18 protein-coding genes and 1 rRNA gene are annotated in these 24391 nt (G+C 51.4%); 16 read left to right on the top strand and 3 right to left on the bottom strand.

Annotated elements, in window-relative coordinates:
- Positions 1-69: 69 nt before the first annotated feature.
- A complete protein-coding gene (locus U6B65_06525) occupies positions 70-1947 on the bottom strand; it encodes a glycoside hydrolase family 13 protein (GenBank protein ID WRS28775.1) in 1878 nt (625 codons plus the stop codon).
- Positions 1944-4352, bottom strand: coding sequence for a glycogen/starch/alpha-glucan phosphorylase (locus tag U6B65_06520; protein ID WRS28774.1), 2409 nt, complete (start codon positions 4350-4352; stop codon positions 1944-1946). Before U6B65_06520 ends, U6B65_06525 begins: the two co-directional genes overlap by 4 nt.
- 393 nt (positions 4353-4745) lie before the next feature.
- Here U6B65_06520 and U6B65_06515 point away from each other — a divergent pair, with 393 nt between their 5' ends.
- The 12 genes from U6B65_06515 (at position 4746) to tnpA (ending at position 18507) form a co-directional block, all read left to right on the top strand.
- A complete protein-coding gene (locus U6B65_06515; GenBank protein WRS28773.1) occupies positions 4746-5090 on the top strand; it encodes a cell division protein ZapA in 345 nt (114 codons plus the stop codon).
- Complete coding sequence (locus U6B65_06510; GenBank protein ID WRS28772.1) at positions 5090-7147, top strand: U32 family peptidase; 2058 nt, start codon at positions 5090-5092, stop codon at positions 7145-7147. Before U6B65_06515 ends, U6B65_06510 begins: the two co-directional genes overlap by 1 nt.
- A 156-nt stretch (positions 7148-7303) precedes the next feature.
- Positions 7304-7744 carry a dUTP diphosphatase gene (gene dut / locus U6B65_06505; GenBank protein ID WRS28771.1) on the top strand — a complete coding sequence of 147 codons (441 nt, stop codon included), beginning with the start codon at positions 7304-7306 and terminating at the stop codon, positions 7742-7744.
- A gap of 170 nt (positions 7745-7914) precedes the next feature.
- On the top strand, positions 7915-8928 hold the full coding sequence (locus tag U6B65_06500) for a rod shape-determining protein (GenBank protein WRS28770.1): 1014 nt from the start codon (positions 7915-7917) through the stop codon (positions 8926-8928).
- Between the two features lie 60 nt (positions 8929-8988).
- Positions 8989-9831 carry a rod shape-determining protein MreC gene (gene mreC, locus U6B65_06495; GenBank protein ID WRS28769.1) on the top strand — a complete coding sequence of 281 codons (843 nt, stop codon included), beginning with the start codon at positions 8989-8991 and terminating at the stop codon, positions 9829-9831.
- 4 nt (positions 9832-9835) lie between these two features.
- A complete protein-coding gene (locus tag U6B65_06490) occupies positions 9836-10357 on the top strand; it encodes a hypothetical protein (GenBank protein WRS28768.1) in 522 nt (173 codons plus the stop codon).
- A 14-nt stretch (positions 10358-10371) separates the two neighbouring features.
- Entirely contained in the window at positions 10372-12462 is a 2091-nt protein-coding gene (locus tag U6B65_06485; protein WRS28767.1) for a penicillin-binding transpeptidase domain-containing protein, read from the top strand.
- 123 nt (positions 12463-12585) lie between these two features.
- A complete protein-coding gene (locus U6B65_06480) occupies positions 12586-13305 on the top strand; it encodes a cellulose synthase operon protein YhjQ/BcsQ (GenBank protein WRS28766.1) in 720 nt (239 codons plus the stop codon).
- Positions 13306-13391: 86 nt separating this feature from the next.
- Positions 13392-13808: a methylglyoxal synthase gene (locus tag U6B65_06475; protein ID WRS28765.1), complete on the top strand. Its 417-nt coding sequence runs from the start codon at positions 13392-13394 to the stop codon at positions 13806-13808.
- Between the two features lie 614 nt (positions 13809-14422).
- On the top strand, positions 14423-15709 hold the full coding sequence (gene hisS / locus U6B65_06470) for a histidine--tRNA ligase (protein ID WRS28764.1): 1287 nt from the start codon (positions 14423-14425) through the stop codon (positions 15707-15709).
- Positions 15710-15714: 5 nt separating this feature from the next.
- Positions 15715-17499 carry an aspartate--tRNA ligase gene (gene aspS / locus U6B65_06465; GenBank protein WRS28763.1) on the top strand — a complete coding sequence of 595 codons (1785 nt, stop codon included), beginning with the start codon at positions 15715-15717 and terminating at the stop codon, positions 17497-17499.
- Positions 17500-18036: 537 nt separating this feature from the next.
- Positions 18037-18507, top strand: coding sequence for an IS200/IS605 family transposase (gene tnpA / locus U6B65_06460; GenBank protein WRS28762.1), 471 nt, complete (start codon positions 18037-18039; stop codon positions 18505-18507).
- Positions 18508-18644: 137 nt separating this feature from the next.
- Here tnpA and U6B65_06455 read toward each other — a convergent pair whose 3' ends face one another.
- Positions 18645-19721 (bottom strand): HD-GYP domain-containing protein, encoded by a 1077-nt coding sequence (locus tag U6B65_06455; protein ID WRS28761.1) that lies wholly within the window; start codon positions 19719-19721, stop codon positions 18645-18647.
- A 572-nt stretch (positions 19722-20293) separates the two neighbouring features.
- On the opposite strand from U6B65_06455, the gene U6B65_06450 reads away from it, so the two are divergent.
- From U6B65_06450 to U6B65_06435, 4 genes are all read left to right on the top strand, one after another.
- Positions 20294-20614, top strand: a complete 321-nt coding sequence (locus U6B65_06450; GenBank protein WRS28760.1) for a PadR family transcriptional regulator — start codon at positions 20294-20296, stop codon at positions 20612-20614.
- A 179-nt stretch (positions 20615-20793) separates the two neighbouring features.
- On the top strand, positions 20794-21450 hold the full coding sequence (locus U6B65_06445) for a permease prefix domain 1-containing protein (protein ID WRS28759.1): 657 nt from the start codon (positions 20794-20796) through the stop codon (positions 21448-21450).
- A 4-nt stretch (positions 21451-21454) separates the two neighbouring features.
- Positions 21455-22399, top strand: a complete 945-nt coding sequence (locus tag U6B65_06440) for a DUF4097 family beta strand repeat-containing protein (GenBank protein WRS28758.1) — start codon at positions 21455-21457, stop codon at positions 22397-22399.
- Positions 22400-22812: 413 nt separating this feature from the next.
- Positions 22813-24329, top strand: a 16S ribosomal RNA gene (locus U6B65_06435).
- Positions 24330-24391: the final 62 nt, after the last annotated feature.

The following is a 24391-nucleotide window of genomic DNA, read 5'->3' as shown; positions in this document are numbered from 1 at the left end:
ACTTATCCAAACAATAAAAAGGAGCCGCCTAATGAATAGGTGGTTCCTTTTTTGATGCTAAGACTGTATTCAGTTTTCACCCATTGCCCAGAGAACAGCCCCACTCAAGGGGGCAAGGCTTCGGTTTTCGTATTGGCCTGTAACAAGCAGCACACGGCTTTGCAGCATATTCACCGCTAAGGGAAGTTCTTGGGGTGTATGGCCCCGATTGACCGCAAACAGCAGCCGCCCTGTGGTGCTTTGCCAGTAAAAGCAGACCATATTCTCATCAAAAAGCAGGGGTATGAAATCCCCGGAAAAGCTTTTTGCATATTGCTTTCGCATACCCCCCAAGGCGGCGAAAAAGCGGGTCAGCTCCGGCTGGGAATGCCCCCAAGGGAAGGGTGTGCGGTTAAAGGGGTCACGATAACCCGTTATTCCGGCTTCATCCCCATAGTAGATGCAGGGTTTGCCCGGCAGGCCAAACAGCAAGAGATACCCTAGCCGCAGCAGAGACAGCCCCTTCTCATAGGTTTCTGCTTCTAAAAAGTGGTGCGCGAACTGCCATTCCCGGTCTTGACCGTGGAATTCCTCTCCAACCAGTGCAGTGATGGCCCGGGGCGTATCGTGGGTGGAAAGAAAGTTCATTAGGCAATCCACCACCGGGCGGGGGTAATGTTCAAGAACGGTTAGTATCGTTTCCAGCAGTTCCGGCCCGGTTCCCCGGCGCAGAAAATCGATAATGCCCTCACGGAAAGGATAGTTCATCACACTATCCAGCTGGCGGCCCTGCAAATATCGGCGGCGGTGGCTATAGCTGATTTTGTTGGAGGCATTCTCCCAGACCTCCCCGATCACCGGGGTATCCGGGTTAATGGCCTTAACTTGAGCGGCTAGGGCATCCAGAAAATCATCGGGCAGTTCATCCGCTACATCCAGCCGCCAGCCCCTTGCCCCTTTGGACATCCAATGGGCCAGCACCCCTTTTTCGCCGCAGATAAAGTCAAGATAAGAAGGGGAAGTTTCACGAACATTGGGCAGGGTTTTAATGCCCCACCAGCAATCGTATTTTTCCGGCCAAACTTCGAATTCATACCACTCCCGGTAGGGGCTGTCGGGATCGTTGTAAGCGCCGCCTTGCCCATAGCGGCCCTCCCGGTTGAAATAGACACTGTCGCTTCCGGTGTGGCTGAAAACCCCATCCAAAATCACCGAAATCCCAAGCTTATCCGCATTGGCACAGAGGCTTTCAAAATCGGCCTCAGTACCCAGCAGGGGGTCAATTCTCAGGTAATTGGCGGTGTTGTAGCGATGGTTGGAGTGCGCCTCAAAAATGGGGTTGAGATAGAGGGCAGTCACCCCCAGCTCCGCCAGATAGGGCAGCTTTGCCTCAATACCCCGGAGATTGCCGCCAAAATAATCGGAGTTGGTGATTTCACCCTCTGTATCGGGACGAAAGTCAGGCATTTCTTCCCAGCTTTGGTGCAGGCGGCGCCCGGCGGGTACCCCCGGTGCAGCATCGGTAGCATAGAATCGATCGGGGAAAACCTGATAAAGAATGCCATCCCCCAATATTTTAGAGGGGTTGCCTGCCTCTTCATAAACGGTCACCTGCCATAGATCACCCTGTTGGGGAGTGAGCATACCCTGACTGCCTTCCCCTTTGCTGATAAAGCAAAGAGCACCGTCCATTTTCAAGCGAAAGCAATAGAAATAAAGCCCTGTGATTTGGGATGCAAGGCGGCCACTGTAGCCATTTTCAGTCAGGGAAACATCGCTTAGTTCCATAGGGATGATGGCGGCGGGGCTTTCCCACTCATCGGCCTTGTAGATCACCAGAGCAGGCGATGCAACCTTTGCCGTTTTAGGCAGATAGAAGCTTACGGTTACCGGCTCCCCTGCACGCAAGGCTCCAAAAGGCCGCTTATACCGAGGGCTGCGGCTGTCAAAAATCACCGGGCCGCTCATGCTTGCGTCTTCCAAATTTTGCGGGCGTATTCCAGAATAGCCCGGTCAGAGCTGAATATCCCGCTGCCCGCAATGTTCATAAGGGACATTTTCTGCCAGTGGTAAGGATCGCTGTAAAGCTGAGCGGCCTTATGCTGTGCTTCCCGGTAGGCAGAGAAATCTGCCATGGTCATGTAATAATCCGAGGTGGTCAGCAGGCTGTGGAGCCCGGCAAAATGATCGGAGTCAAAGCCGGTGAGCAGATAATCCACGGCGCTTTTGAGAACGGGATCGCTGGTGTAGTAATCAAGCGGGTTATAGCCTGCCTCCCGCAGGGTGGCAGCTTCTGCGGCTTTCAGCCCAAAGAGAAGCATATTTTCTTCTCCCACAGCCTCCAAAATTTCCACATTGGCTCCATCCAGCGTGCCGAGGGTAATGGCACCATTTAACATCAGCTTCATATTGCCGGTGCCGGAGGCCTCGGTTCCCGCCAGTGAAATCTGCTGGGATATCTCCGTAGCGGGCATGAGAATTTCCGAAAGGGTCACCGAGTAGTTTTCCAGAAACACCACCCGCAGCTTGTCACGGATTGCCGCATCTTTTTCAATTTGCTCCGCCAGCGTGCAGATCAGGTTGATGATCTGCTTGGCAACAAAATAGCCCGGGGCGGCTTTGGCAGCAAAGAAATAGGTACGGGGCACAAAATCAGCGCCCGGGTTTTCTTTAAGGTAGAGATACTGGCTGATAATGTGCAGGACATTGAGCTGCTGGCGCTTGTATTCATGGAGCCGCTTGGCCTGTGTATCAAAAATAGAGTGGGGGTTGAGCACAATGCCCTGCTTCTGGCGGACATATTCGCAAAGGGCCAGCTTGTTCTGCTCCTTGGAGCGGGCCAGCTCCTTGAGAAAGCTCTTGTCTTCCGCAAAATCCCGCAGCTTTGCCAGCTTGCTCATATCCTTGGCAAAATCCGGGCCAATGGATTCTTTTATCAAATTGGTGAGGGAAGGGTTGGATTGAATCAGCCAGCGGCGGCTGGCGATGCCGTTGGTTACATTGGTAAATTTAGCAGGGGATGCTTTGTAAAAATCGGCGAAAACCGCATCCTGCAAAATCTGGGAGTGGAGCTTGGATACCCCGTTGACACTGTGGGAACCAGCCACGGCCAGATGGGCCATGCGAATTTGGCGATTGCCGATGATGGACATACGCTCCACCGTTTCTTGGGGGAGATGATATGTTTCTGACAGTTCAGCGCAGAATCGGCGGTTGATTTCCACGATGATAGTATGAATACGGGGCAGAAGGTTTTTGAAAAGTGGCTCATCCCAAACCTCCATGGCCTCCTGCATCACCGTATGGTTGGTGTAGGCAAAGGTGCGGGAAACCACGCTCCAAGCCGCATCCCACCCATAACCGCAATCATCCAGCAGAAAGCGCATCAATTCCGGAATGGCCAGAGTGGGGTGGGTATCGTTGATATGAATGGCGTTTTTATCGGCAAAGTTATCAAAGGAGCCATAAACCGAGAGATGCCGCCGGCAGATATCCGAGATGGAGGCGGCGCAGAGAAAATACTGCTGGCGCAAACGCAGAAGCTTGCCTTCCACGTGGTTGTCGTTGGGGTAAAGCACCTTGGTGATGGCCTCCCCAAAGGCGGCCTGCTCAAAAGCAGAAGAATAATCCCCCCGGTTGAAGGATTCCATATCCATGGCCGCCGGGCTTTTGGCCCGCCACAGCCGCAGGGTGCTGACCCCTTCACTGCTATAGCCGGGGATGCGGATATCATAGGGCACCGCCTGCACGGTGGTATACCCCACATGGTTGACTAAATGGTAATTATCATCCCATGATTCCTCAATGTGCCCGCCAAAATGCACCGACACCGCATGGCTGGGCCGGGGTGTCATCCAAACCTCACCCATAGGGAGCCAGTTATCCGGCTCTTCATTCTGCCAGCCTTCCACAATGGTCTGCTTGAAAATGCCAAAATCATACCGCAGGCAATAGCCCAGCGCCATAATGTCATTGGTGGCCATGGCATCCATATAGCAGGCGGCCAGTCGCCCGAGACCACCGTTGCCCAGGCCGGCATCCGGCTCATATTCATAAAGCCGTTCCAGCCGTACCTGCATTCCGAACAGTGCTTCCGCAAAAAGCTCGGTCAGCCCCAAATTGAAAAGGCTGTTTTTCAGGCTCCTTCCCAGCAGGAATTCCATACTCAAATAATAAACCTGCTTCTTTTCGGCGGCCAGGCTATGGGATTTGAATTTTCGGCGGCGGTCAGCGGTGATTTCCCTGACCACGAGGGCCACAGCCTTGTAATAGGCGGCATCATCGGCGGCCTCGGGGGAATCCCAGCCCAACTCGCCGGTGAGCTTTGCGGCAATGCGTTCTTGAATTTCCTTGGTGGAATAAGCATGCTTCATGGTGGTTCCTCCATCTCATAGTCCGCTTCCAGCGGGCAGCAAAGGCATTGGATTATTCGGGTATACTCCAACACAGTCTGGCTGGTATTTTGTGGGCTGATTTTCATTATATAGATAAAAATTCTCTTTTTCAATGACTGTATTTGTTAAATAATACACACGTTTTTGAGAAGTGATAGCATCACAAGGAAAAAAGGCCTGAAAGGCATCTATAAAAGGCGAAATAAAACTGTCGAAATCTCTGCGACACCCCTTTAACAAGTTGCATGAATGAGGTATAATCATTTTAATACGTTATTCTTTAATGATGAGGAATGCTACCGCCTGGGATTTTTGAAATCCGGGTGATGAACATACGAAAAGCTCTGGCTGGGCAGAAGGGGGAACCATAGAATGAGCGAAATCAATCGTGTTACCGTTTATATACAAGGGGCGGAATATCCCATTACCACCTCAGAGGAACCAAAATATGTGGTGGAGCTGGCCACCGAACTCAATGAGCAGCTGAGCCGGGTGATGCAGAGCAATCGGCGGTTGGGCCTTACAGAGGCGCTGGTTCTGCTGAACCTGAATTATCAGGATCTTTACCGCAAGGCGAAAGGGGATACCGACCGCATTCGGGATCAACTGGCGGAATATCTGGAGGAGGCTTCCCGTGCCCGCATGGAGGCAGAGGATGCCCGCAAGGAAATAGCCCGTTTGGAAAGACTGTTGGGCAATAAGAAGGGTTCCCGCTGATGAGAAAAATGGAAATTTTAGCACCTGCCGGGGGGATGGAAAGCCTCACGGCCGGTGTTTTATGTGGTGCCGATGCCGTTTATCTGGGCGGCAAAGGCTTTAATGCACGGCGTGGAGCCCAGAATTTTGATGGGGACGAGCTGGCGCAGGCTGTATCCTTTTGCCATGTTCGGGGTGTCAAGGTTTATCTTGCCCTGAATACCTTGGTTTTTGACCGGGAGCTTAACGGCCTGTTGGAAGCGATTGAGGAAGCCTGCGCCCTTGGGGTGGACGGGCTGATTGTGCAGGATTTGGCGGTGGCGGCGCTGGTTCGCAAAGTGGCCCCCACCCTGCCGCTTCACGCCTCCACCCAGATGGCGGTGCACAATTTGGATGGGGTTAAAAAGCTGGAGGAGCTGGGCTTTGTCCGGGCTGTTCTGGCCAGAGAGCTTTCCGCCCGGGAAATTGCGGCCATTTCGGCAGGCAGCCCCATGGAGCTGGAATGCTTTGTCCACGGCGCTCTTTGCATGAGTGTTTCCGGCCAGTGCTATATGAGCAGTATGATCGGTGGGCGCAGTGGTAACCGGGGTCTTTGTGCCCAGCCCTGCCGCCTGCCTTTTGCGGCCGGGAACAGCAGCCACGCTCTTTCACTCAAGGATTTATCGCTGGTGGAAAAGTTGGAATCCATAAAAGAGGCCGGTGTGGTTTCCCTGAAAATCGAAGGCCGTATGAAGAGGCCGGAATATGTAGCCGCCGCTGTTACCGCCTGCCGTGAGGCGCTGGAGGGCAAACGCCCCGATGTAGAAAGCCTGCGGGCGGTCTTTTCCCGCACCGGCTTTACCAGCAGCTATCTGGATGGCAAACTAGGCAGTGAAATGTTCGGTGTTCGGGATAAAGAGGATGTAACGGCGGCGCAGGGAGTGCTTTCCCGGCTGGCCGGTCTTTATCACAAGGAAACCGGGCGGGTGCCCCTGCGGTTTGAGCTGACCATGGCTGCGGGCGAGCCGGTAACCCTCACCGCACAGGATGGGGATGGCAACAGTGCCCGGGCGCAGGGCGAGCCGCCCCAGCAGGCACGCACCGCCCCCACCGATCTGGCGAAGGCCTCTGCCGCACTGGAAAAAACAGGGGGAACCCCCTTCTTTGCAGAAAAAATTGAAGCCAAACTGGAAGATGGCCTTATGGCGCCGGTTTCCCAGCTCAATGCCTTGCGCCGGGAGGTTCTTGAGCAAATCACCGGCCTGCGTGGGAAAACTGTGCCCCATGCCTTTCAGCCTCAGCCCATTCCTCCTTTGGGGTCTGCCCCGTCTGGGGGAGAATCTGCCCTGCGGGTGGTTGTCAGCCGTATCAACCAGCTGGTTACTGCTGTGTGGGAAAAGGCAGATCAGGTCATTATACCGGCTGAACTGGCGGCGGAGCTATCCCCCCAGCAGCTTGAAGGATACAGCGCCAAAATCATGGTTGCCCTGCCCCGCATCTCCTTTGAAGGACATGAGCGCCTCCGGGAACTGCTGGTTCGGGTGAAAGAGACCGGGATAACCCATGCTTGGGTGGGCAATCTGGGCAGCGTTCGGCTGGCGCAGGAGCTGGGCTTTGTTTTGCACGGCGGGTATTCCCTCAACATCACCAACCGGCTTTCTGCCGGTGAATATGCGGCTATGGGCCTGGCGGATACAGAAGCCTCTTTCGAGCTGGAACTGCCCGCCGCCAAAAGGCTGGGGAGTGTTTTGCCGGTCGGCATACTGGCCTATGGCCGCCTGCCCCTCATGACCACCCGCAATTGCCCGGTGGGGGTGAACACAGGCTGTGCTGCCTGCGGCAAAAGCTGGAAAACCATTACCGACCGCACCGGACGCCAGTTCCCCGTTGACTGCGAATGGGGCTGCTCGGTGATTTACAACTGCCTGCCCCTTTGGCTGGCCGACCGCTCTCAGGAGTTGGAGGGCTTTGCCTTCCTTACTCTTGTTTTTACCGATGAATCCCCCCGGCGTTGTGGAGAGGTTCTCTCCGATTACCGCTCGGGTGGTGCGCCACAGGGTGAAATCACCCGGGGGCTTTACTACCGGCGGGTTCTGTAACACTCGCCCATACACTTCGGTTGCCCCAAGGGTGCACCGAAAAAGGAAGCCTTAGCGTGAAAAATCACCCTAAGCAGGGTATGCCAATTGCTCTCTGCCTATGGCAGAAACCGCAATGGATGCACAGAAACCAATGTGAAAGGAACGGTTTTTATCATGCAGCAGCTGCGTGTTCAAAAATTAAAACCAACCGCCGTGCTGCCCCAAAGAGCCACTGAGGGCAGTGCCGGCTACGATCTTTGTGCCTGTTTGGAGCAGCCTCTCACCCTTCCCGCAGGGGGGCGGGTGCTGGTGCCTACCGGCATTGCTATCCAGTTGGAGGGGCCGAGCTATGCCGCCTTTGTCTTTGGCCGCAGCGGCTTGGGCATCAAGCGGGGGATTGTTCCTTCCAATGGAGTTGGGGTGGTGGATTCCGATTACCGGGGTGAAATTATGGTGGGCCTGACCAACCATGGTCAGGAGGATTACCAGATTGCACCCGGTGAGCGAATTGCCCAGATGGTGATTATGCCGGTGGCAACCCCACAGCTTGTGGAGGCGGAGGCGCTGGAGGATACCCAGAGAGGGCAGGGTGGCTTTGGCTCCACTGGCCGGTAGAAGGGCCTTGGTGGGTGTATGTTGAAGCCGAGAAAGGGACTCGGGAAGATAATTTTAGAAGCTGAAAGAAATTTGTTGAGAAAAACCGCATAAACGGTTATAATAAAAGGGATATTGTATAATTTTAGCCAAAGTTGCGGTGAATCCATAGATGCGAAAGGGGAAACAGCATGTTTTCGAAGGATATTGGAATTGATTTGGGTACGGCAAACACCTTAATTTTTATGAAGGGCAAAGGCATTATTATGAGGGAGCCCTCTGTTGTTGCGGTGGATATCCGCAACGATACAGTTCGTTATGTTGGTAAGGAAGCCAAGGAGGTTATCGGGCGTACACCCGGCTCCATTGTTGCGGTGCGTCCTTTGAAGGACGGCGTTATTGCGGATTTTGATATCACCGCCAGCATGCTCCAGATTTTCATCAAAAAAGTGCTGAACAACAGCTGGTTTTCCCGCCCCCGCATCATTATTTGCATTCCCTCCGGTGTTACCGATGTGGAGCGCCGGGCTGTGAAGGAAGCTGCTTTCAAAGCCGGTGCCAAGCAGGTTTCCATCATTGAGGAGCCTATGGCGGCGGCCATTGGCGCAAATCTCCCCGTAGCCGAAGCCACCGGCAGCATGGTGGTGGATATTGGCGGCGGCACCACCGAGGTGGCCGTGATTTCCCTTGGCGGCATTGTTGCCTCCCGGTCGGTTCGTGTGGCCGGTGACGAGCTGGACAGCGCCATCATCCAGTATATCAAGAAGAAATACAACCTGCTTATCGGTGAGCGCACCGCTGAGAACATCAAAATCAACATCGGTTCTGCCTACCCCTACGAAGGGGAAGAAGAATACGAAATCAAGGGCCGTAATCTGGTGGATGGCCTGCCTAAGAATATTTTTATTACCCCGGAGGAAATCCGCATCGCCATTGCCGATCCTGTTGCTTCCATCTTGGATGCGATCCGCACCACGCTGGAGAGAACCCCTCCTGAGCTTTCGGCGGATATCATTGACCACGGCATCACTCTCACCGGCGGCGGCGCTATGCTCCGTGGGCTGGATGCGCTGATCACCCACGAAACCGGAATGCCGGTGCACATTGCCGAAAACCCGCTGGACTGTGTAGCCGAGGGTGCGGGCAAGGCGCTGGATAACATTCAGATTCTCAGTGAAATCCGTGCCGATTCTGAAAGGAAGTAGAGGCTTTCGGCCCATTAAGGGCTTGAAAGTCATATCCCGGCGGGAAAGGAGTGGCGGCGGGTGAAGGATTTTCTCAGCAGTGTACGTTTTAAAATTCTGCTGGCGGTTCTGGCTCTGCTGGTGGGCTTTATGATTCAGGCCGTTTATACCGGCGGCACCGCTCCGCTGCTTTCTCAAATTTTTTCCTTTATAACCACTCCCCTGCAGCAGGCGTCGGCCTCCCTTGCCCGGAGTGCCGGCGAATTTTTTGATAAATTTTTGCGGGCCGATGAAATCGCCGCTGAAAATGAATTCCTGCGTCAGCAGGTCAATTCTCTGCGGGAAAATCAGGTGGAATATGACCGGATGAAGCATGAAAATGAGCAGTTCCGGGAGATTCTAGGTGTAAAGGAAAAGCTTTCTGATCTGGAAATTGAAATGGCCTCGGTCATTGCCCGGGACCCCAGCGACCGGTTTTATTCCTTCATGATCGGCAAAGGTTCTGTGGATGGCATTTCACCCCTGGATCCGGTTATGACCCCCGATGGTTTGGTGGGTTATGTTTCGGAGGTGGGGGCCACCTATTCCAAGGTGATCACCCTGCTGGATGTTTCCATTGATGTGGGTGCCTTTGCCAGCGCTGCCCGGGATATCGGCATTGTCAGCGGCACAGTGGAAATGGCTTCTCAAGGGATGTGCCAGATGGAATATCTCCCCCGGGAAAGCACAGTGGCCAAGGGCGATTTGATTCTGACCAGCGGTGGGGCGCTTTACCCCAAGGATTTGGTGATCGGCGTGGTGGAGGATGTGCGCACCAGCAGCCATGGAACCAGCCTTGTGGCATCCATTAAGCCGGCCGCCGATATCCGCAACGTAAAGGATGTGGTGGTTATCACCCACTTTGAAGGTCAGGGATTGGAGTAACCGGATGCGTAACACACACCTTGTCCATACACTGAAATACATTACCTACGGTGTGATGCTGATTCTGCTTTATGTTTTGCAGAGTGTGCCGCACCTGTTTGAAATCAGAGGTGTCAAGCCCATTTGGGTGATTCCTGCTGCTATTATTGTGGCCATGTTTGAAGGGGAATTTGTGGGTGGCATTTTCGGAGCGTTGGCCGGCCTTTTCTGCGATATGGGGGGATTTTCCCTTTTTGGCTTTCGGGCGGTTCTTACCCTGCTTTGTTGTGTATCCGCCGGGATGCTGGTGATTTATCTGCTCCACTGCAACCTGACCAATGCTTTGGGCTTTGCCGCTGTGGCACTGATTCTGGAGGGAAGCCTCGATTATCTCTTTACCTACAGCATTTGGGGATACGAAAGCAGCTGGATGGTTCTCACCGGAAAGATTCTGCCCACTGCCGTTTATTCACTGGCGGTGGTTCCCTTACTTTTTTGGTTGATTCGCGCAATTTTCCGCCGCTTTGAAGCGGCCTTGAGAGATTAAAAAAGGAGAGGCTCATGAAATTTAGCACCATTCGTCTGCGCCGCTGGATTCTGGCCGCTTTGATTGTGGCTGTGATGGTGGTTTTTGTTGCACGGTTGGTCAACATACAGATTGTCGACAGCGCGATGTACAAAAAGATGGTGGAAGGCGGATATGTCAGCACCCAAACGGTTAAGGCAGTGCGGGGCGAGATTGTTGACCGCAACGGGCAGCCGCTGGCGGTGAACCGCATGGGCTTTGATGTGATTGTGGATAAGGCGTTTTTTCCATCCGATCGGCAGAATGAGATTATTCTTAAGCTGATCAATTTGCTGGAAGAACTGGGAGAAGATTGGAACGATCTGCTGCCCATTACCGAAACGGCACCTTATACCTTTAAAGACGGGTATGAGGGAGATGTGGAAAAGCTAAAGGCCTTTTTGGGTGCCCAGCCCTATGCCACGGTGGAGGATGTTATCTTCTGGCTGACCGAGCGGTATGAGCTGGAGAAGTACTCCCCACAGGATGCCCGGCGCATTGCCAGTGTACGGTATGAGATGGAACGCCGGGGCTTTGCGGTGAATGTACCCTATACCTTTGCCAGCGACATTCAAATGTCCTCGGTTATTCCCATTAAGGAACGAGGCCGTGATCTGGCGGGAGTGGATGTGGTGGAAAACGCCATTCGCCAATACCCCAACGGAACCATTGCGCCCCACATCATCGGCACCATCGGTGCGATATATGCAGAAGAGTATCCCGAGCTGAAAAAGAACGGTTACCTTATGGATGATATCATCGGTAAAAATGGGATTGAGCGGGAGTTTGAATCCCAGCTTCGGGGCAAAAACGGCAAGCGGGAAATATACATCAGTCTCAGCGGCGAGGTCATTGAAGCCGCCGAAACCATTGCCCCCACACCGGGCAACACGGTTTCTTTAACTTTGGATATGGAGCTGCAAAGAATCGGGCAGGAAGCCTTGGCTCGGCAGATTAAATACTTGCAGGATACAGCACCCGAGGGAGAAGGCAAGGAGGCCAACGCCGGTTCGGCGGTGATGCTGAATGCCAAAACCGGCGAGGTGCTGGCAATGGTAACCTATCCTTCCTATGATCTTTCCACCTACCGGCAGGATTACAGCACTTTGATTCAGGATACCGTGGGGGCCCCTCTCCTTAATCGGGCTCTCAACGGAAAATACGCCCCCGGTTCTACCTTTAAGCCGGTTGTGGCTTTGGCTGGTCTGAGCAGTGGGGTGATTGATGCCCACTCCACTGTCAACTGCACCCGGGTGTATACCTTTTATCCCGATTATCCGGCCACTTGCCTTGGGTATCACGGCCTGATTGATGTGAACCGGGCCTTGAGTGTTTCCTGCAACATTTTCTTTTATGATGTAGGGCGCCGTACCGGCATCACCACCATCAATGATTTTGCAGCACAACTGGGCTTGGGAGAGTCCACCGGCATTCAGATTCCTGAATATATCGGGCAGCGCTCTGATCCTGAGGTAAAAAAGGCGCAGATGGGCGAGGTTTGGTATCCCGGTGACGTTATCCAGTCGGCAATCGGCCAGCTTTTGAATCAGTATTCCACCTTGCAGCTTGCTAATTATGCCGCCACCCTCGGCAATCGGGGCCAGCGGATGCAGGTGAGCATCGTTAAGGAAATACGGGATTATTCTATGGATACAGTGGTGGAAGCTTTTGATCCGGTTGTGGCCGATCGGGTGGATGCCCCTGACGAAGCTTTTGAGACTGTGATCGCCGGTATGGTCACGGCCTCCCGCAGTGGTACCGCGATCCGGCATTTCGGCAATTACCCGGTGGATGTGGCCTCTAAGACCGGTACCCCTCAGACTCCCGATTACCCCAACTCGGTGTTTATCGCCTTTGCTCCCGCTGAGGACCCCCAGGTGGCTATAGCGGTGATTATTGAAAAGGGCTGGCACGGTTATACCGGTGCACCGGTTGCCAAAGAGCTTTTTGATGCTTATTTTGGCTATGATAAGGTGGTGGATATTCCTTTGTCGGGGGAAAGCTCTCTCCCTGAGGAAAGCGCTTCTTCCAAACCGGAATCTCAAAATGCTGCTTCCAGTGAATCGGAGCAGAGCCCGGCGGCTTAATTGGCAGGATAATTGTGTTTTTCAGGTGAAGTTTGGTTAAAAATTCTCTTTATTCTGAAAAAGGGTCTGTTATTTTGCTTATGATTGTGATAATATGGTAATATTCATGAATAGGGGGATACTGTGAGCATCGTATGTGTGACATCGGGTAAAGGCGGAACAGGCACCTCCTGTGTGACAGCCTATTTGGGAGCCGCTTTGGCTTGCATGAATCGGCGAATCCTTCTATTGGAGCTGGGGCCGAAATCCTTGGATATTATCACTGGCACCATGGAAGATGGCGTTTTTGATCTTGGTGATATTTTGGAAGGGCGATGTGAACCGCAGCAGGCGGTTGTGGAAAGCACCTTTCAGCCGGGGCTGTTTCTGCTCCCCGGAGCGACCCATTTTCGGCCGGCTTCTTATGAGCAGATAAAAGCTGTGGTGGATCAGCTGGCAGGGCAGTTCGATGATACTTTTATTGATTGCGGTATAAGTTGGGCCACTTTTCCCCAGCTTTTAGAGAAAGCGGATCAGGTGCTGGCTGTAACCTCCCCGGAGCTGATGGGAGCCAGAGCGGTTGGACGCATGACCCAGCTTCTCAGTCAAGCCGCTTTTGAAAATGCAAGGCTCATTATCAATAAGGTGCCTGTGAATTTTGTTCCGGCCAACAACATACACGATCTGGACGATGTCATCGATATGGCGGGGCTGCGGCTTATGGGGGTTCTCCCTTACAGCCGTGATATACGCCAAAGCTCCCTTGGGGGCAGGCCGCTGAACCAGCAGAGCATGGCAGGCCAGATTTTCGGTGCAATGGCAGGTCGGCTGATGGGGGAGCAGGTTTCTCTCATAATTGGCTGATTCCTTTATACGTTACGGTAAGCAGCCCCTTTGTTGGGCTATAAAGAAGTGGGGAAGCCTTCCCCCCATGTGAAGGAGATTTTACTATGAATGTGGCGTTGATCGCACACGATGCCAAAAAGGAGCTGATGGTTCAGTTCTGCATCGCTTATTGCGGAATTCTGAGCCGGCATAATCTTTGCGCCACCGGAACCACCGGCAAGCTGGTATCCGAGGCCACTGGGCTGGAGATTGTGAAGTTTCTCAGCGGGCATCAAGGCGGAGCACAGCAGATTGCTTCCCGCATTGCCTGCAATGAAATTGATCTGCTCCTGTTTTTCCGGGATCCCATTACCCGCAATGGAGCCGAACCGGATTCCAACAATTTGCTGCATATTTGTGATGTGCGCAATATTCCGGTAGCTACCAACATTGCAACCGGTGAGGCTTTGATCCATGCTCTTGAGCGTGGTGACCTTGATTGGCGTGATATTGTGAATACAGGCAGCAGCGGCGCTTATTAAAGCAAAGTGCTGTTGTATTTTAATTTGATTATACATTTAGTAAAGGCGCATAAAGGCAGAAAGAGTACCTGACCAAGGCTTACAGAGAGCGGAGGCAAGCTGAAAATCCGTAGCCCGCCGGTTCAGGGAAAGACATCCGCCTAGCCGATGCATAGCATCCGTACTTCCTGCGTTAAAGGGCTTAAGTGGTTTTGCCTTTGAGGGCAGAGCAACAAGGGTGGCAACGCGTGGAGCCTTCGGCCCTCGTCCCTTATGCGCTTTTTGGCGTTGGGACGAGGGCCTACTTTCTTTTTGAAAAAAAGAAAGTAGGCAAAGAAAAACCATATTCACACGCATTTATCGCCTCCGGCTTCCGGCTGGGAACCCTACTCTCTTTTTGAAAAAAAGAAAGTAGGCAAAGAAAAACCATATTCACACGCATTTATCGCCTCCGGCCTCCGGCGGGGACCCCTACTCTCTTTTTGAAAAAAAGAAAGTAGGCAAAGAAAAACCACTTGATTCGTTTTACCTCTCAGAAAGAGAGCGGTCAAAGAAATGTCATTGTGTTCTCCTGCTGATTTCCAGCGGAGAGTAAATATTGCATTGATAGTTTCCTGAAAGGAAGGGTTTTATATATGGCACAGAAAATACAGTCGATCCGGGGCACCCGGGATGTATTCCCGCCGGATTCCGCCAAGTGGCAGTATGTGGAAAGCAAGGCGCTGGAAGTAGCCCGCCGCTTTGGCATTGAGGAGATTCGGGTTCCCACCATTGAAAAAACCGAGCTGTTCACTCGTTCGGTAGGTGAAACCACCGATGTGGTGCAAAAGGAAATGTATACTTTTGATAAAGGCAAGGAATCCATTACCCTGCGCCCCGAGGGAACCGCCGGAACGGTGCGGGCTGTCATGGAAAACGGCCTGCTGGGCGGGGCCCTCCCCCTCAAGCTCTGCTATCTGGTCAGCTGTTTCCGCCACGAGCGGCCGCAAGCTGGCCGACTGCGGGAGTTCCACCAGTTCGGTGCCGAATATTTCGGGGCGGCTTCCCCTTCGGCGGATGCAGAGGTCATTCATCTGGCGGCGCAGGTTTTGGAGGAGCTGGGCATTGGCGGAGTTTCCCTCCACATCAATTCCATCGGCTGCCCCAAGTGCCGCCCGGGCTATAACCAAAAGCTGCGGGAATATTTCGGTGCCTATCGGGAACAGCTTTGCGAAACCTGCAAGGATCGCTTGGAGCGCAACCCTCTGCGCTTGCTGGACTGCAAGGAAGAAGGCTGTCAGGCGATTGCCAAGGATGCCCCGCTGATTCTCGATCACCTATGCGAGGAATGCAGTGATCACTTTGATGGCCTGAAGGTTCGCCTTGAAAGCATGGGCTTGCCTTACAGCATCAACCCTAAAATTGTTCGGGGTCTGGATTATTATACAAAAACTGTTTTTGAGTTTATCACCGATACCATCGGCGCACAGGGAACGGTCTGCGGCGGCGGCCGCTACGATGGTCTTGTATCCGAAATGGGTGGGCCGGCCACCCCGGCTCTTGGCTTTGGAATGGGGCTTGAGCGTATTATTATGGTAATGGAGGCAGCGGGCGTTCCTTTGCCCGGGCCTAAGGCGCCCCTTCTGTATATTGGGAGCATCGGTGAAAAAGCGGAGCGCTTTGCTTTGGAGCTGACGGCGCAGCTTCGGCGGGCCGGCTTGCCGGTTCAGTGCGATATTATGGGCCGGAGCGTTAAGGCGCAGATGAAATACGCCGATAAGCTGGGCGCACGTTTTTCCTGCATTTTGGGGGATAATGAGCTGACGGAGGGTTCGGCACAGATTAAGGAAATGTCCACCGGGGAAAGCAGTGCCACTGCTTTGACAGTGGAAGGAATTGTGGAAAGAATCGCATCCAATTTAAGCGGAGAAAAGGGAGAATAAAGTATATGGATACTATGCAGGGATTGAAACGTACCCATTATTGCGGGCGGCTGAGAGAAAGCGATGTGGGTAAAACCGTCGTAGCGGCGGGCTTTGTGCAGAAAATTCGGGATAAAGGCAGCCTTGTCTTTATCGATCTCCGGGATCGAAGCGGCATTTTACAGCTGATTTTTGATGATGGCACCCCCGAAATCCTGCGGAAAAAGGCAGCCAGTGTGCGCAGTGAATATGTGCTCATGGCAAAAGGTGTAATTCGGGAGCGTTCCTCCAAAAACCCGGAGCTCCCTACCGGTGCTATCGAGCTGTTTGTGGAGGATTTGCGCATTCTTTCCAAGGCGGAGACCCCTCCTTTCGAAATCACCGATGAGACCAATGTAAAGGAAGAACTGCGCCTGCGTTACCGCTATTTGGATTTGCGCCGCAGTGAGATGCAGAATTCCCTGATCCTACGGCATAAGATTGTGAAAGAAGCCCGGGATTACTACGATCAGAATGATTTTCTGGAAATTGAAACTCCCATCATGATCAAATCCACCCCCGAAGGTGCACGTGATTATCTGGTTCCCTCCCGGGTGCAGCCCGGCAAATTCTTTGCGCTGCCGCAGTCTCCCCAGCTTTATAAGCAATTGCTGATGGTGGCGGGCTATGATCGATATATGCAGGTGGCCCGTTGCTTCCGGGATGAGGATCTCCGGGCGGATCGCCAGCCGGAGTTTACCCAGATCGATCTGGAAATGTCCTTTGTGGATGAAGAGGATGTCATGTCGGTCAACGAAGGCTTTATGGCGCAGGTTTTCAAGAAGGTTCTAAATATGGATATCACCCTGCCCTTTAAGCGCCTGCCTTACAGTGAAGCGATGGATCGCTACGGCTCCGATAAGCCGGATACCCGCTTTGGGCTGGAGCTGATCAACCTGACCGATCTGCTCACAAGCTGTGAATTCAAGGTGTTTGCTGGGGTGATTGCCGCAGGCGGCAGTGTGCGTGCCATTAATGTGAAGGGTGCTGCCGATACCCTGACCCGTAAGGAAGTGGATAAGCTGACCGAGGTGGTCAGAACCTACGGGGCCGGTGGCCTTGCCTTTACCCGTATGACCGAAGAACCCAGTTCTTCCTTTGAAAAGTTTCTGACCCCGGAAGAGGTACAGGCTATTCATCAGCGCACCGACTGCCAGCCCGGAGATGTTCTGTTGGTGGTGGCGGATAAAAACACTGAGGTGGTGCAAAACAGCATTGGCGCTCTGCGCTGCCATCTGGCGGATAAGTTGGGTCTGATTCCTGAAAACAGCTTCGATCTTTTGTGGGTGGTGGATTTCCCTCTCTTTGAGTACGATCCGGAGGAAAACCGCTATGCGGCCAAACATCATCCCTTTACTTCCCCTAAGCTGGAGGATTTGGATAAACTGGAAAGCGATCCCGGCAATGTGCGGGCCAGAGCCTATGATATGGTGCTCAATGGCTGTGAGGTTGGCGGCGGTTCAATTCGAATCAACAACCCCGAGCTGCAAAGCCGGATGTTTGCAGCCCTTGGCCTTTCGGAGCAGGTGGCAAAGGAGCGCTTCGGGTTCCTTCTAGAGGCCTTCCAGTATGGTGTGCCGCCTCACGGCGGAATGGCCTTCGGCCTTGACCGGCTGGTTATGCTGCTGCTGGGTAAATCTTCTATCCGTGATGTTATGGCCTTCCCCAAAGTGCAAAATTCCAGTGAACTGATGACCGGCTGCCCTGCACCAGTGGAAAGCAAGAATCTGGACGAGCTGCACGTTGCCCTGAAACTGCCGGAAGAAGACTAAGCGAAATTATTGCAGAACCACCCAACTGGTTAAAAGAACTCATCCTTTTCTCTCAGAGTGGCATATTTGGAGCTGTCCCTTTCCAAAGGGGCAGCTCTTGCTGTGTCCGGCTTATCGACAAAACTCTTCATCTTCACATAGACTATACTGCTGCAGTATATGACCGTTTGCACACTTCACCACAGCTCTCAAAATGTTGGAGGGCAGAAAGTGATTACTGTTCCGCACGAATTCTTCTAGAGTGGTGTTTGGCATTGGGATGCTGTGTATTTTTAAATTAGTGGGGAAGAAAAGGGATGTTAGCCTGTAGGGTGGCAGGTACCGGCCCGTAGAATAGCCTCAAGGGCAATCATATGTCCCATAAAATAACCGCAGGAAGCTTTTTGCCTCCTGCGGTCTGTTTTTATTTCTATTGCTTAAGAACCACCGGCTTTGCCGGTGGAGAAAGACCTTATAGGTATGGACAAGAAAAAAGCTCCCCGATATATTAAAAGTTAAGGTCTGCCAACCTAACTAAAAAATCGAGGAGGTCTTTAAATGAAAGACATAAACAGTTTAGAACATACCAAGTGGAGATGTCAATACCACGTAGTATTTGCACCAAAATACAGGAGACAAGTAATATATCGGGAAATTAAAGCAGACATAGGGTTTATCCTAAGGAAATTGTGTGATCAAAAAGGGGTAGAAATTATAGAAGCGAACGCATGCCCAGATCACATCCATATGCTAATCAGTATACCACCAAAGTTTAGTGTATCGCAGATAATGGGGTATCTAAAAGGGAAGAGCAGCTTAATGATATTCGACCGTCATGCAAATTTGAAGTACAAATATGGAAATAGGCATTTCTGGGCAAGAGGGTATTATGTGGATACAGTAGGGCGGAATAAAAAGCAGATACAGGAGTATATCAAAAAGCAATTGGAGGAAGATGAGCTATCCGATCAGATGAGTCTCAAGGAGTACACTGACCCGTTTACGGGTAGCAAGAACACCAAGGCATAAAAACGTACCCCTTTAGGGGTTGCCCGAGAAAGCAATGCGGATGGCAGATCTTTCGGGACCCCTTTAGGGGTACTGTCTGTATTGTGCCCTTCTAGGGCTTATTCAAGCCTCCGGCTTAGCCGGAGGTTTTGACTCAACTATAAAGGAATGATTCGTGTTATTTTAATGTTTTGCACAGGGTCTTTGGCAAAATCCAGAAAAACCGGTGCAGCCGGAGAAGAATTGAGAAGTTTCACCTTGGGTTTATCGGGATGTTCAGGGTTGTTGGAATAAACAATACCCTGCATGCCGGTGCTGAGCTGCAGGCAGGTGCCTGCAGGGTACAGAGCGATTTTGCGGTGAAGGCTTTCCACCACCCCAGGGTCATAGAGCTTACCGCTGCCTTCATCAATCACAGCCAACGCCTGCGAGGGGAATAGTGGAGCCCGATGGGGGCGTTGGGAGACCATGGCATCGTAATTATCGGTAACCGCAATGATTTTGCCATAAATGGAGATGCGCTCCTTACTCAATCCGTAAGGGTAGCCGCTGCCGTCATAGCATTCATGGTGATGCAGTGCACCCATACAGGAGGCAATGGGCAGGCCCATCTGATCCTGCAAGAACTGAAAGCCTTTTTCTGCATGCTCTTTTACAATAGCATATTCTGCTGCTGTCAGCCGGTCCGGCTTTGATAGAATGTTTTTGGGTATAAACATATTCCCCACATCGTGGAGCAGAGCCGCTAGACAAAGTTCAAAAAGCTGTGGGCCCGAAAGGCCCAGATCAATGCCGATCAGCGCCGAAAGCAACGTGGTGTTGACCGCATGATAATAGGGGTAATCCTCGTGAGGCTTTAAGTCAATCCAGTCTGAAATGCCATCACGGTGTTTAATGACTGCATCGATTACAGGCGAAACCAAAGTGGCTTGCTGAGCGTCGGTCAGGCGGTTTTTTACATTTAAAAAATGGCCGCCTTCCGCCTGCAAGAGAATTTGCTTGGCGGATTGCACCATAGCCATGCGCCGTTCCTGCGGAATCAGCTCCTGAACCTCCACCTCTCTGGAGATAGAATCCTGTATGTATACTCCGGGATAGCCCATACTTTGAATGCGCGTGATGCGCTCTTCGGTTAAAGAGGTGTTTTCACTGATCAGGTAGTGAAAATTCTTACCATAAAGAGGGCTGGCCACAATCATACCGACTTTAAGATTTTTAGCTGAGATGTAACGCATAATAAGGGCTGCCTTTCTCAGAGCCTGCATTCACAAGAAGAAACAATCCTGTATCCGGCCAAAGCCACTCACTAGTTTTGCAAGTGCAGATTCGTAATTTTGTAGAGCCTGATGCATTCTTTATTATATGGTTATGCACCTGCTCCCTTAAACAAACAATACCCATAGCATGAAGCTGTTAACAAAGGCTCTGCCTTGGATATAAATTAAACACATAAAGACCCGTTTATCGGTTATCAAATGTGCACTTAAATAGGCGAAGTCTTACAGTCATATTACCGTGTATAAAGCAGGTAAAACCCACATAACGGTTATCTTAAATATGCTTTGTATCTATAAAACCAACTGGTCACAAATCGATGCTTTATTTGTCAAATACAGCCTTTAATATTATTTTATAGAACTCATATGCCTTTGTCAACACAGAATATTGCCTGCATGCCAATATATTTAGCTAAGAATAGTATATAAAAATTAAATATACATTGACAGGCGAAGTATATTTGAATATAATAGCAGTAGTCAATCCTGGTGAAAAGCCACCAAAACCACGGCGGAGAGGAGCAAAAGCAGTGTCGTTGACCTCCGATATGATTCGAGGACACACTGAAACCATTATTCTGGCACATCTTCTTGAAGGGGATAGTTATGGTTACGAGATCAATAAATCGGTTCAGCAAAAAACAGACAGTCAGTACGAAATCAAGGAAGCCACTTTATACAGTGCCTTTCGCCGGCTTGAGCAAAATGAAATGATTATTTCTTATTGGGGTGATCAAGAAACCGGTGCCCGCCGCCGATACTATACCATTACCAGTGCAGGCCGGGCCGCTTATCATAAAAATAAGCAGGATTGGGAGGAAGCGAAAGCCATCCTTGACCGGCTGCTATAGCTGCTGTTAACCGCCATAGGCTGTTTATACCCACTTTATATTCATCTGCACGCCATGCGTGTTTGTGGACAAAGCCTGCGGCTTCAAAATTGCATAAGAGTTTTGAAGCTATTATTGAGTATATAATAGAGCGAAGAATACTCTTGCCGATACTATATGATATAAAGGAGCCTGTATGTATGAATGAGAAAATTCGAAGCCATGTAGAATACCTTTTCAAAGATGCACCCAAAACTAAAAAAGCCTTTGACCTGAAAGAAGAGCTGATCACCAATATGGAAGAACGCTACCGGGATCTGTTGGAGCAGGGAAAAGAAGATGAGATTGCCATGAGCATTGTTCTGGCTGGAATCGGCGATGTAGAGGAGCTGATCAGCGGCCTTGAAGAACCTGATGTGGCTTTTGATTATACCAAAGCCGAAGCGCAGCAGAAAAAATCGGCTCTCCTTATAGCTGTTGCTGTAGGAATATACATTATAAGCCTGATCTTTCCCATGATCGGCGATTATCTAAATTTGAACAACCTGATCTTCCTGCCCATGTTTGCTTTGTGGGCTTTTGCCACCGGGCTCCTGATCTACAATGCTCTTTCCCGGCCCAAATATGTGAAGCGGGATGCAACTATGGTAGAAGAATTCAAAGAATGGCAGGTAGAAAAGCAGGGAGAAAAATCTCTGATCCGTTCCATACAGTCTGTGGTTTGGTCGCTGACTGTCATTGTCTATCTCGTTCTGGGCTTTTTCTTTTTCCTTTGGAGCCCGGGCTGGATCGTTTTTCTCATTGCCGGTGTGGTGAATCGGATTATCAAGCTGGTCTTTGAATACAGAAGGAGGTAACAAATTGAAACGACTTCTGATAGCCCAGATTGTGCTCTGGTCGGTGGTTGGGCTTTTTTTAACGGGTACATTGCTTTTTTTTATCCTAGGAGGAGGTGCGTTCACGGCTATGCTTGGAGAGGGAAGCTGGCGGGAAAATATCACATACCAACGAGGCGAATCCCAGCTTTTAACAGACCTAAGCCAGGAGATGGAGGGTATCGATCTGGTTGTAGCCGATTTCTCCTCCGACCGTGTGGATATTTATGTAACTGATGATCCGCAGCTTCGAGTGATTCATTATGGAAGGGGTTTAGACCGTTCGCAGGCTGTAAAGCTTCGCCAATCTCAGAAAACCCTCCGGATTTCCCGCCCCGATTATTCCGATTTCTTTAATGTTCTGCCCAGAGACAGCCAGATTGAGATTTATCTTCCTCGGCAGTATAGCGGCAGGCTGGCGGTTGATCTCAGTTCCGGAACGGTGGAAATCCACGATGAAATGAATCTTGAAAGTCTTGATCTGGATTTAAGTTCCGGCAAGGTGGTTTCAGCTCTTCCTCTTACAGTTAAAAAGCTGCGGGTAGAGCTTTCATCGGGAAATATAGCTATGGCACCGGTTTTCAGTGAGACTTTTTCCATTGATCTTAGCTCCGGTCGAGTTAAAATGGATGGTTTGACTGGTGGAGGGCGTATCCAGCTCAGTTCAGGCAGCGTGGATATTCAACGTATGAACATTACAGGGGATGTCTCGGTAGACGCTCAGTCTGGCCGGTGCATTCTTAAACTAGCGGGCGAACCAAGCTTGGATTTCACCGGTGAGGCTAGTTCAGGTAGAATTGCCACCTATTTCCCCGCTCATAACAGCAGCCGCCATGTGGGAACCGATCTGTCAGCACAGGTAGGTGAGGGCCCTTACCATAGATTAAAGGTGGATATTTCCTCCGGCAGTGTGTCCATTGAGCAGGCGTAAAGCCCTGAAAATCGTTTCTGAAGAAGAAACAGCATTTCGAACCTCTTTGAGGGGATAAGTGCTGTTTCCTTTTATTATGCGGTTTTTCGTAGGGATTTAAGACGCATTTTGTAGCCGGGAAAAAGAAATTGGAAAAATTACGATTTTTCTTTAAAAAGGTGTTGACATAAAGGGAGTGGCATGGTATTATAACTAAGCTGTCTCGAGCGAGAGCGACGGCGGCGAGAAAAGAAAGCACCTTGAAAATTGAACAACATTAGCTGTTTTGATAAGAAAGAAACAGCCCTTAGAAAATTCTTTTAAGAAAAACCTAAAGCGAACGAACGAACGCTAGTAAGTTTGAGAGCAAAGGGTGACAAAGCTTGATTGAAAGTGATATTGGACTTGCAGTAATGCGAGTTTAAATATACCAATTAATTAAGAGTTTGATCCTGGCTCAGGATGAACGCTGGCGGCGCGCCTAACACATGCAAGTCGAACGAAGCCTTTTGGAGTGCTTGCACTCCGGCTGGCTTAGTGGCGGACGGGTGAGTAACACGTGAGCAACCTGCCGAGAAGTGGGGAATAACGTCTGGAAACGGACGGTAATACCGCATATAATACCGAGAAGGCATCTTCATGGTATGAAAGGAGTAATCCGCTTCTTGATGGGCTCGCGTCCGATTAGCTAGATGGTGAGGTAATGGCTCACCATGGCGACGATCGGTAGCCGGACTGAGAGGTTGAACGGCCACATTGGGACTGAGACACGGCCCAGACTCCTACGGGAGGCAGCAGTGGGGGATATTGCACAATGGGGGAAACCCTGATGCAGCGACGCCGCGTGAGTGAAGACGGTCTTCGGATTGTAAAGCTCTGTTGCAGAGGACGATAATGACGGTACTCTGTGAGGAAGCCACGGCTAACTACGTGCCAGCAGCCGCGGTAATACGTAGGTGGCAAGCGTTATCCGGAATTACTGGGTGTAAAGGGAGCGCAGGCGGGGACTCAAGTTGGATGTGAAATACCGCAGCTTAACTGCGGGGCTGCATCCAAAACTGGGTCTCTTGAGTGAAGTAGAGGTAGGCGGAATTCCTAGTGTAGCGGTGAAATGCGTAGATATTAGGAGGAACACCAGTGGCGAAGGCGGCCTACTGGGCTTTTACTGACGCTGAGGCTCGAAAGCATGGGGAGCAAACAGGATTAGATACCCTGGTAGTCCATGCTGTAAACGATGATTACTAGGTGTGGGGGGACTGACCCCTTCCGTGCCGGAGTTAACACAATAAGTAATCCACCTGGGGAGTACGGCCGCAAGGTTGAAACTCAAAGGAATTGACGGGGGCCCGCACAAGCAGTGGATTATGTGGTTTAATTCGAAGCAACGCGAAGAACCTTACCAGGTCTTGACATACCACGAGTACCCTAGAGATAGGGAATGCCCTTCGGGGCGTGGATACAGGTGGTGCATGGTTGTCGTCAGCTCGTGTCGTGAGATGTTGGGTTAAGTCCCGCAACGAGCGCAACCCTTACTATTAGTTGCTACGCAAGAGCACTCTAATGGGACTGCCGTTGACAAAACGGAGGAAGGTGGGGATGACGTCAAATCATCATGCCCTTTATGACCTGGGCTACACACGTAATACAATGGCAATTAACAGAGGGAAGCAATACCGCGAGGTGGAGCAAATCCCCAAAAATTGTCCCAGTTCGGATTGTAGGCTGCAACTCGCCTGCATGAAGTCGGAATTGCTAGTAATCGCGGATCAGCACGCCGCGGTGAATACGTTCCCGGGCCTTGTACACACCGCCCGTCACACCATGAGAGTCGGTAACACCCGAAGTCAGTAGCCTAACCGCAAGGAGGGCGCTGCCGAAGGTGGGATTGATGATTGGGGTGAAGTCGTAACAAGGTAGCCGTATCGGAAGGTGCGGCTGGATCACCTCCTTTCTAAGGAGCTAACAAAACGTAAAGTTTTGTAGTATCCGGTCAGGTAAGAGCTGTTACCAGAA

It is taken from the genome of Oscillospiraceae bacterium MB08-C2-2, from assembly GCA_035621215.1.
Classification (GTDB): domain Bacteria; phylum Bacillota; class Clostridia; order Oscillospirales; family Ruminococcaceae; genus WRAV01.
Note: the sequence above shows the minus strand (reverse complement) of the source record. Positions and strands in the feature narration are given on the sequence as shown.

Coding starts and splice junctions, on each gene's coding strand:
- U6B65_06525 (WRS28775.1), bottom strand. CDS start 1,947: ATGAGCGGCCCGGTGATTTTTGACAGCCGCAGCCCTCGGTATAAGCGG.
- U6B65_06520 (WRS28774.1), bottom strand. CDS start 4,352: ATGAAGCATGCTTATTCCACCAAGGAAATTCAAGAACGCATTGCCGCA.
- U6B65_06515 (WRS28773.1), top strand. CDS start 4,746: ATGAGCGAAATCAATCGTGTTACCGTTTATATACAAGGGGCGGAATAT.
- U6B65_06510 (WRS28772.1), top strand. CDS start 5,090: ATGAGAAAAATGGAAATTTTAGCACCTGCCGGGGGGATGGAAAGCCTC.
- dut (WRS28771.1), top strand. CDS start 7,304: ATGCAGCAGCTGCGTGTTCAAAAATTAAAACCAACCGCCGTGCTGCCC.
- U6B65_06500 (WRS28770.1), top strand. CDS start 7,915: ATGTTTTCGAAGGATATTGGAATTGATTTGGGTACGGCAAACACCTTA.
- U6B65_06490 (WRS28768.1), top strand. CDS start 9,836: ATGCGTAACACACACCTTGTCCATACACTGAAATACATTACCTACGGT.
- U6B65_06485 (WRS28767.1), top strand. CDS start 10,372: ATGAAATTTAGCACCATTCGTCTGCGCCGCTGGATTCTGGCCGCTTTG.
- U6B65_06475 (WRS28765.1), top strand. CDS start 13,392: ATGAATGTGGCGTTGATCGCACACGATGCCAAAAAGGAGCTGATGGTT.
- hisS (WRS28764.1), top strand. CDS start 14,423: ATGGCACAGAAAATACAGTCGATCCGGGGCACCCGGGATGTATTCCCG.
- aspS (WRS28763.1), top strand. CDS start 15,715: ATGGATACTATGCAGGGATTGAAACGTACCCATTATTGCGGGCGGCTG.
- tnpA (WRS28762.1), top strand. CDS start 18,037: ATGAAAGACATAAACAGTTTAGAACATACCAAGTGGAGATGTCAATAC.
- U6B65_06455 (WRS28761.1), bottom strand. CDS start 19,721: ATGCGTTACATCTCAGCTAAAAATCTTAAAGTCGGTATGATTGTGGCC.
- U6B65_06445 (WRS28759.1), top strand. CDS start 20,794: ATGAATGAGAAAATTCGAAGCCATGTAGAATACCTTTTCAAAGATGCA.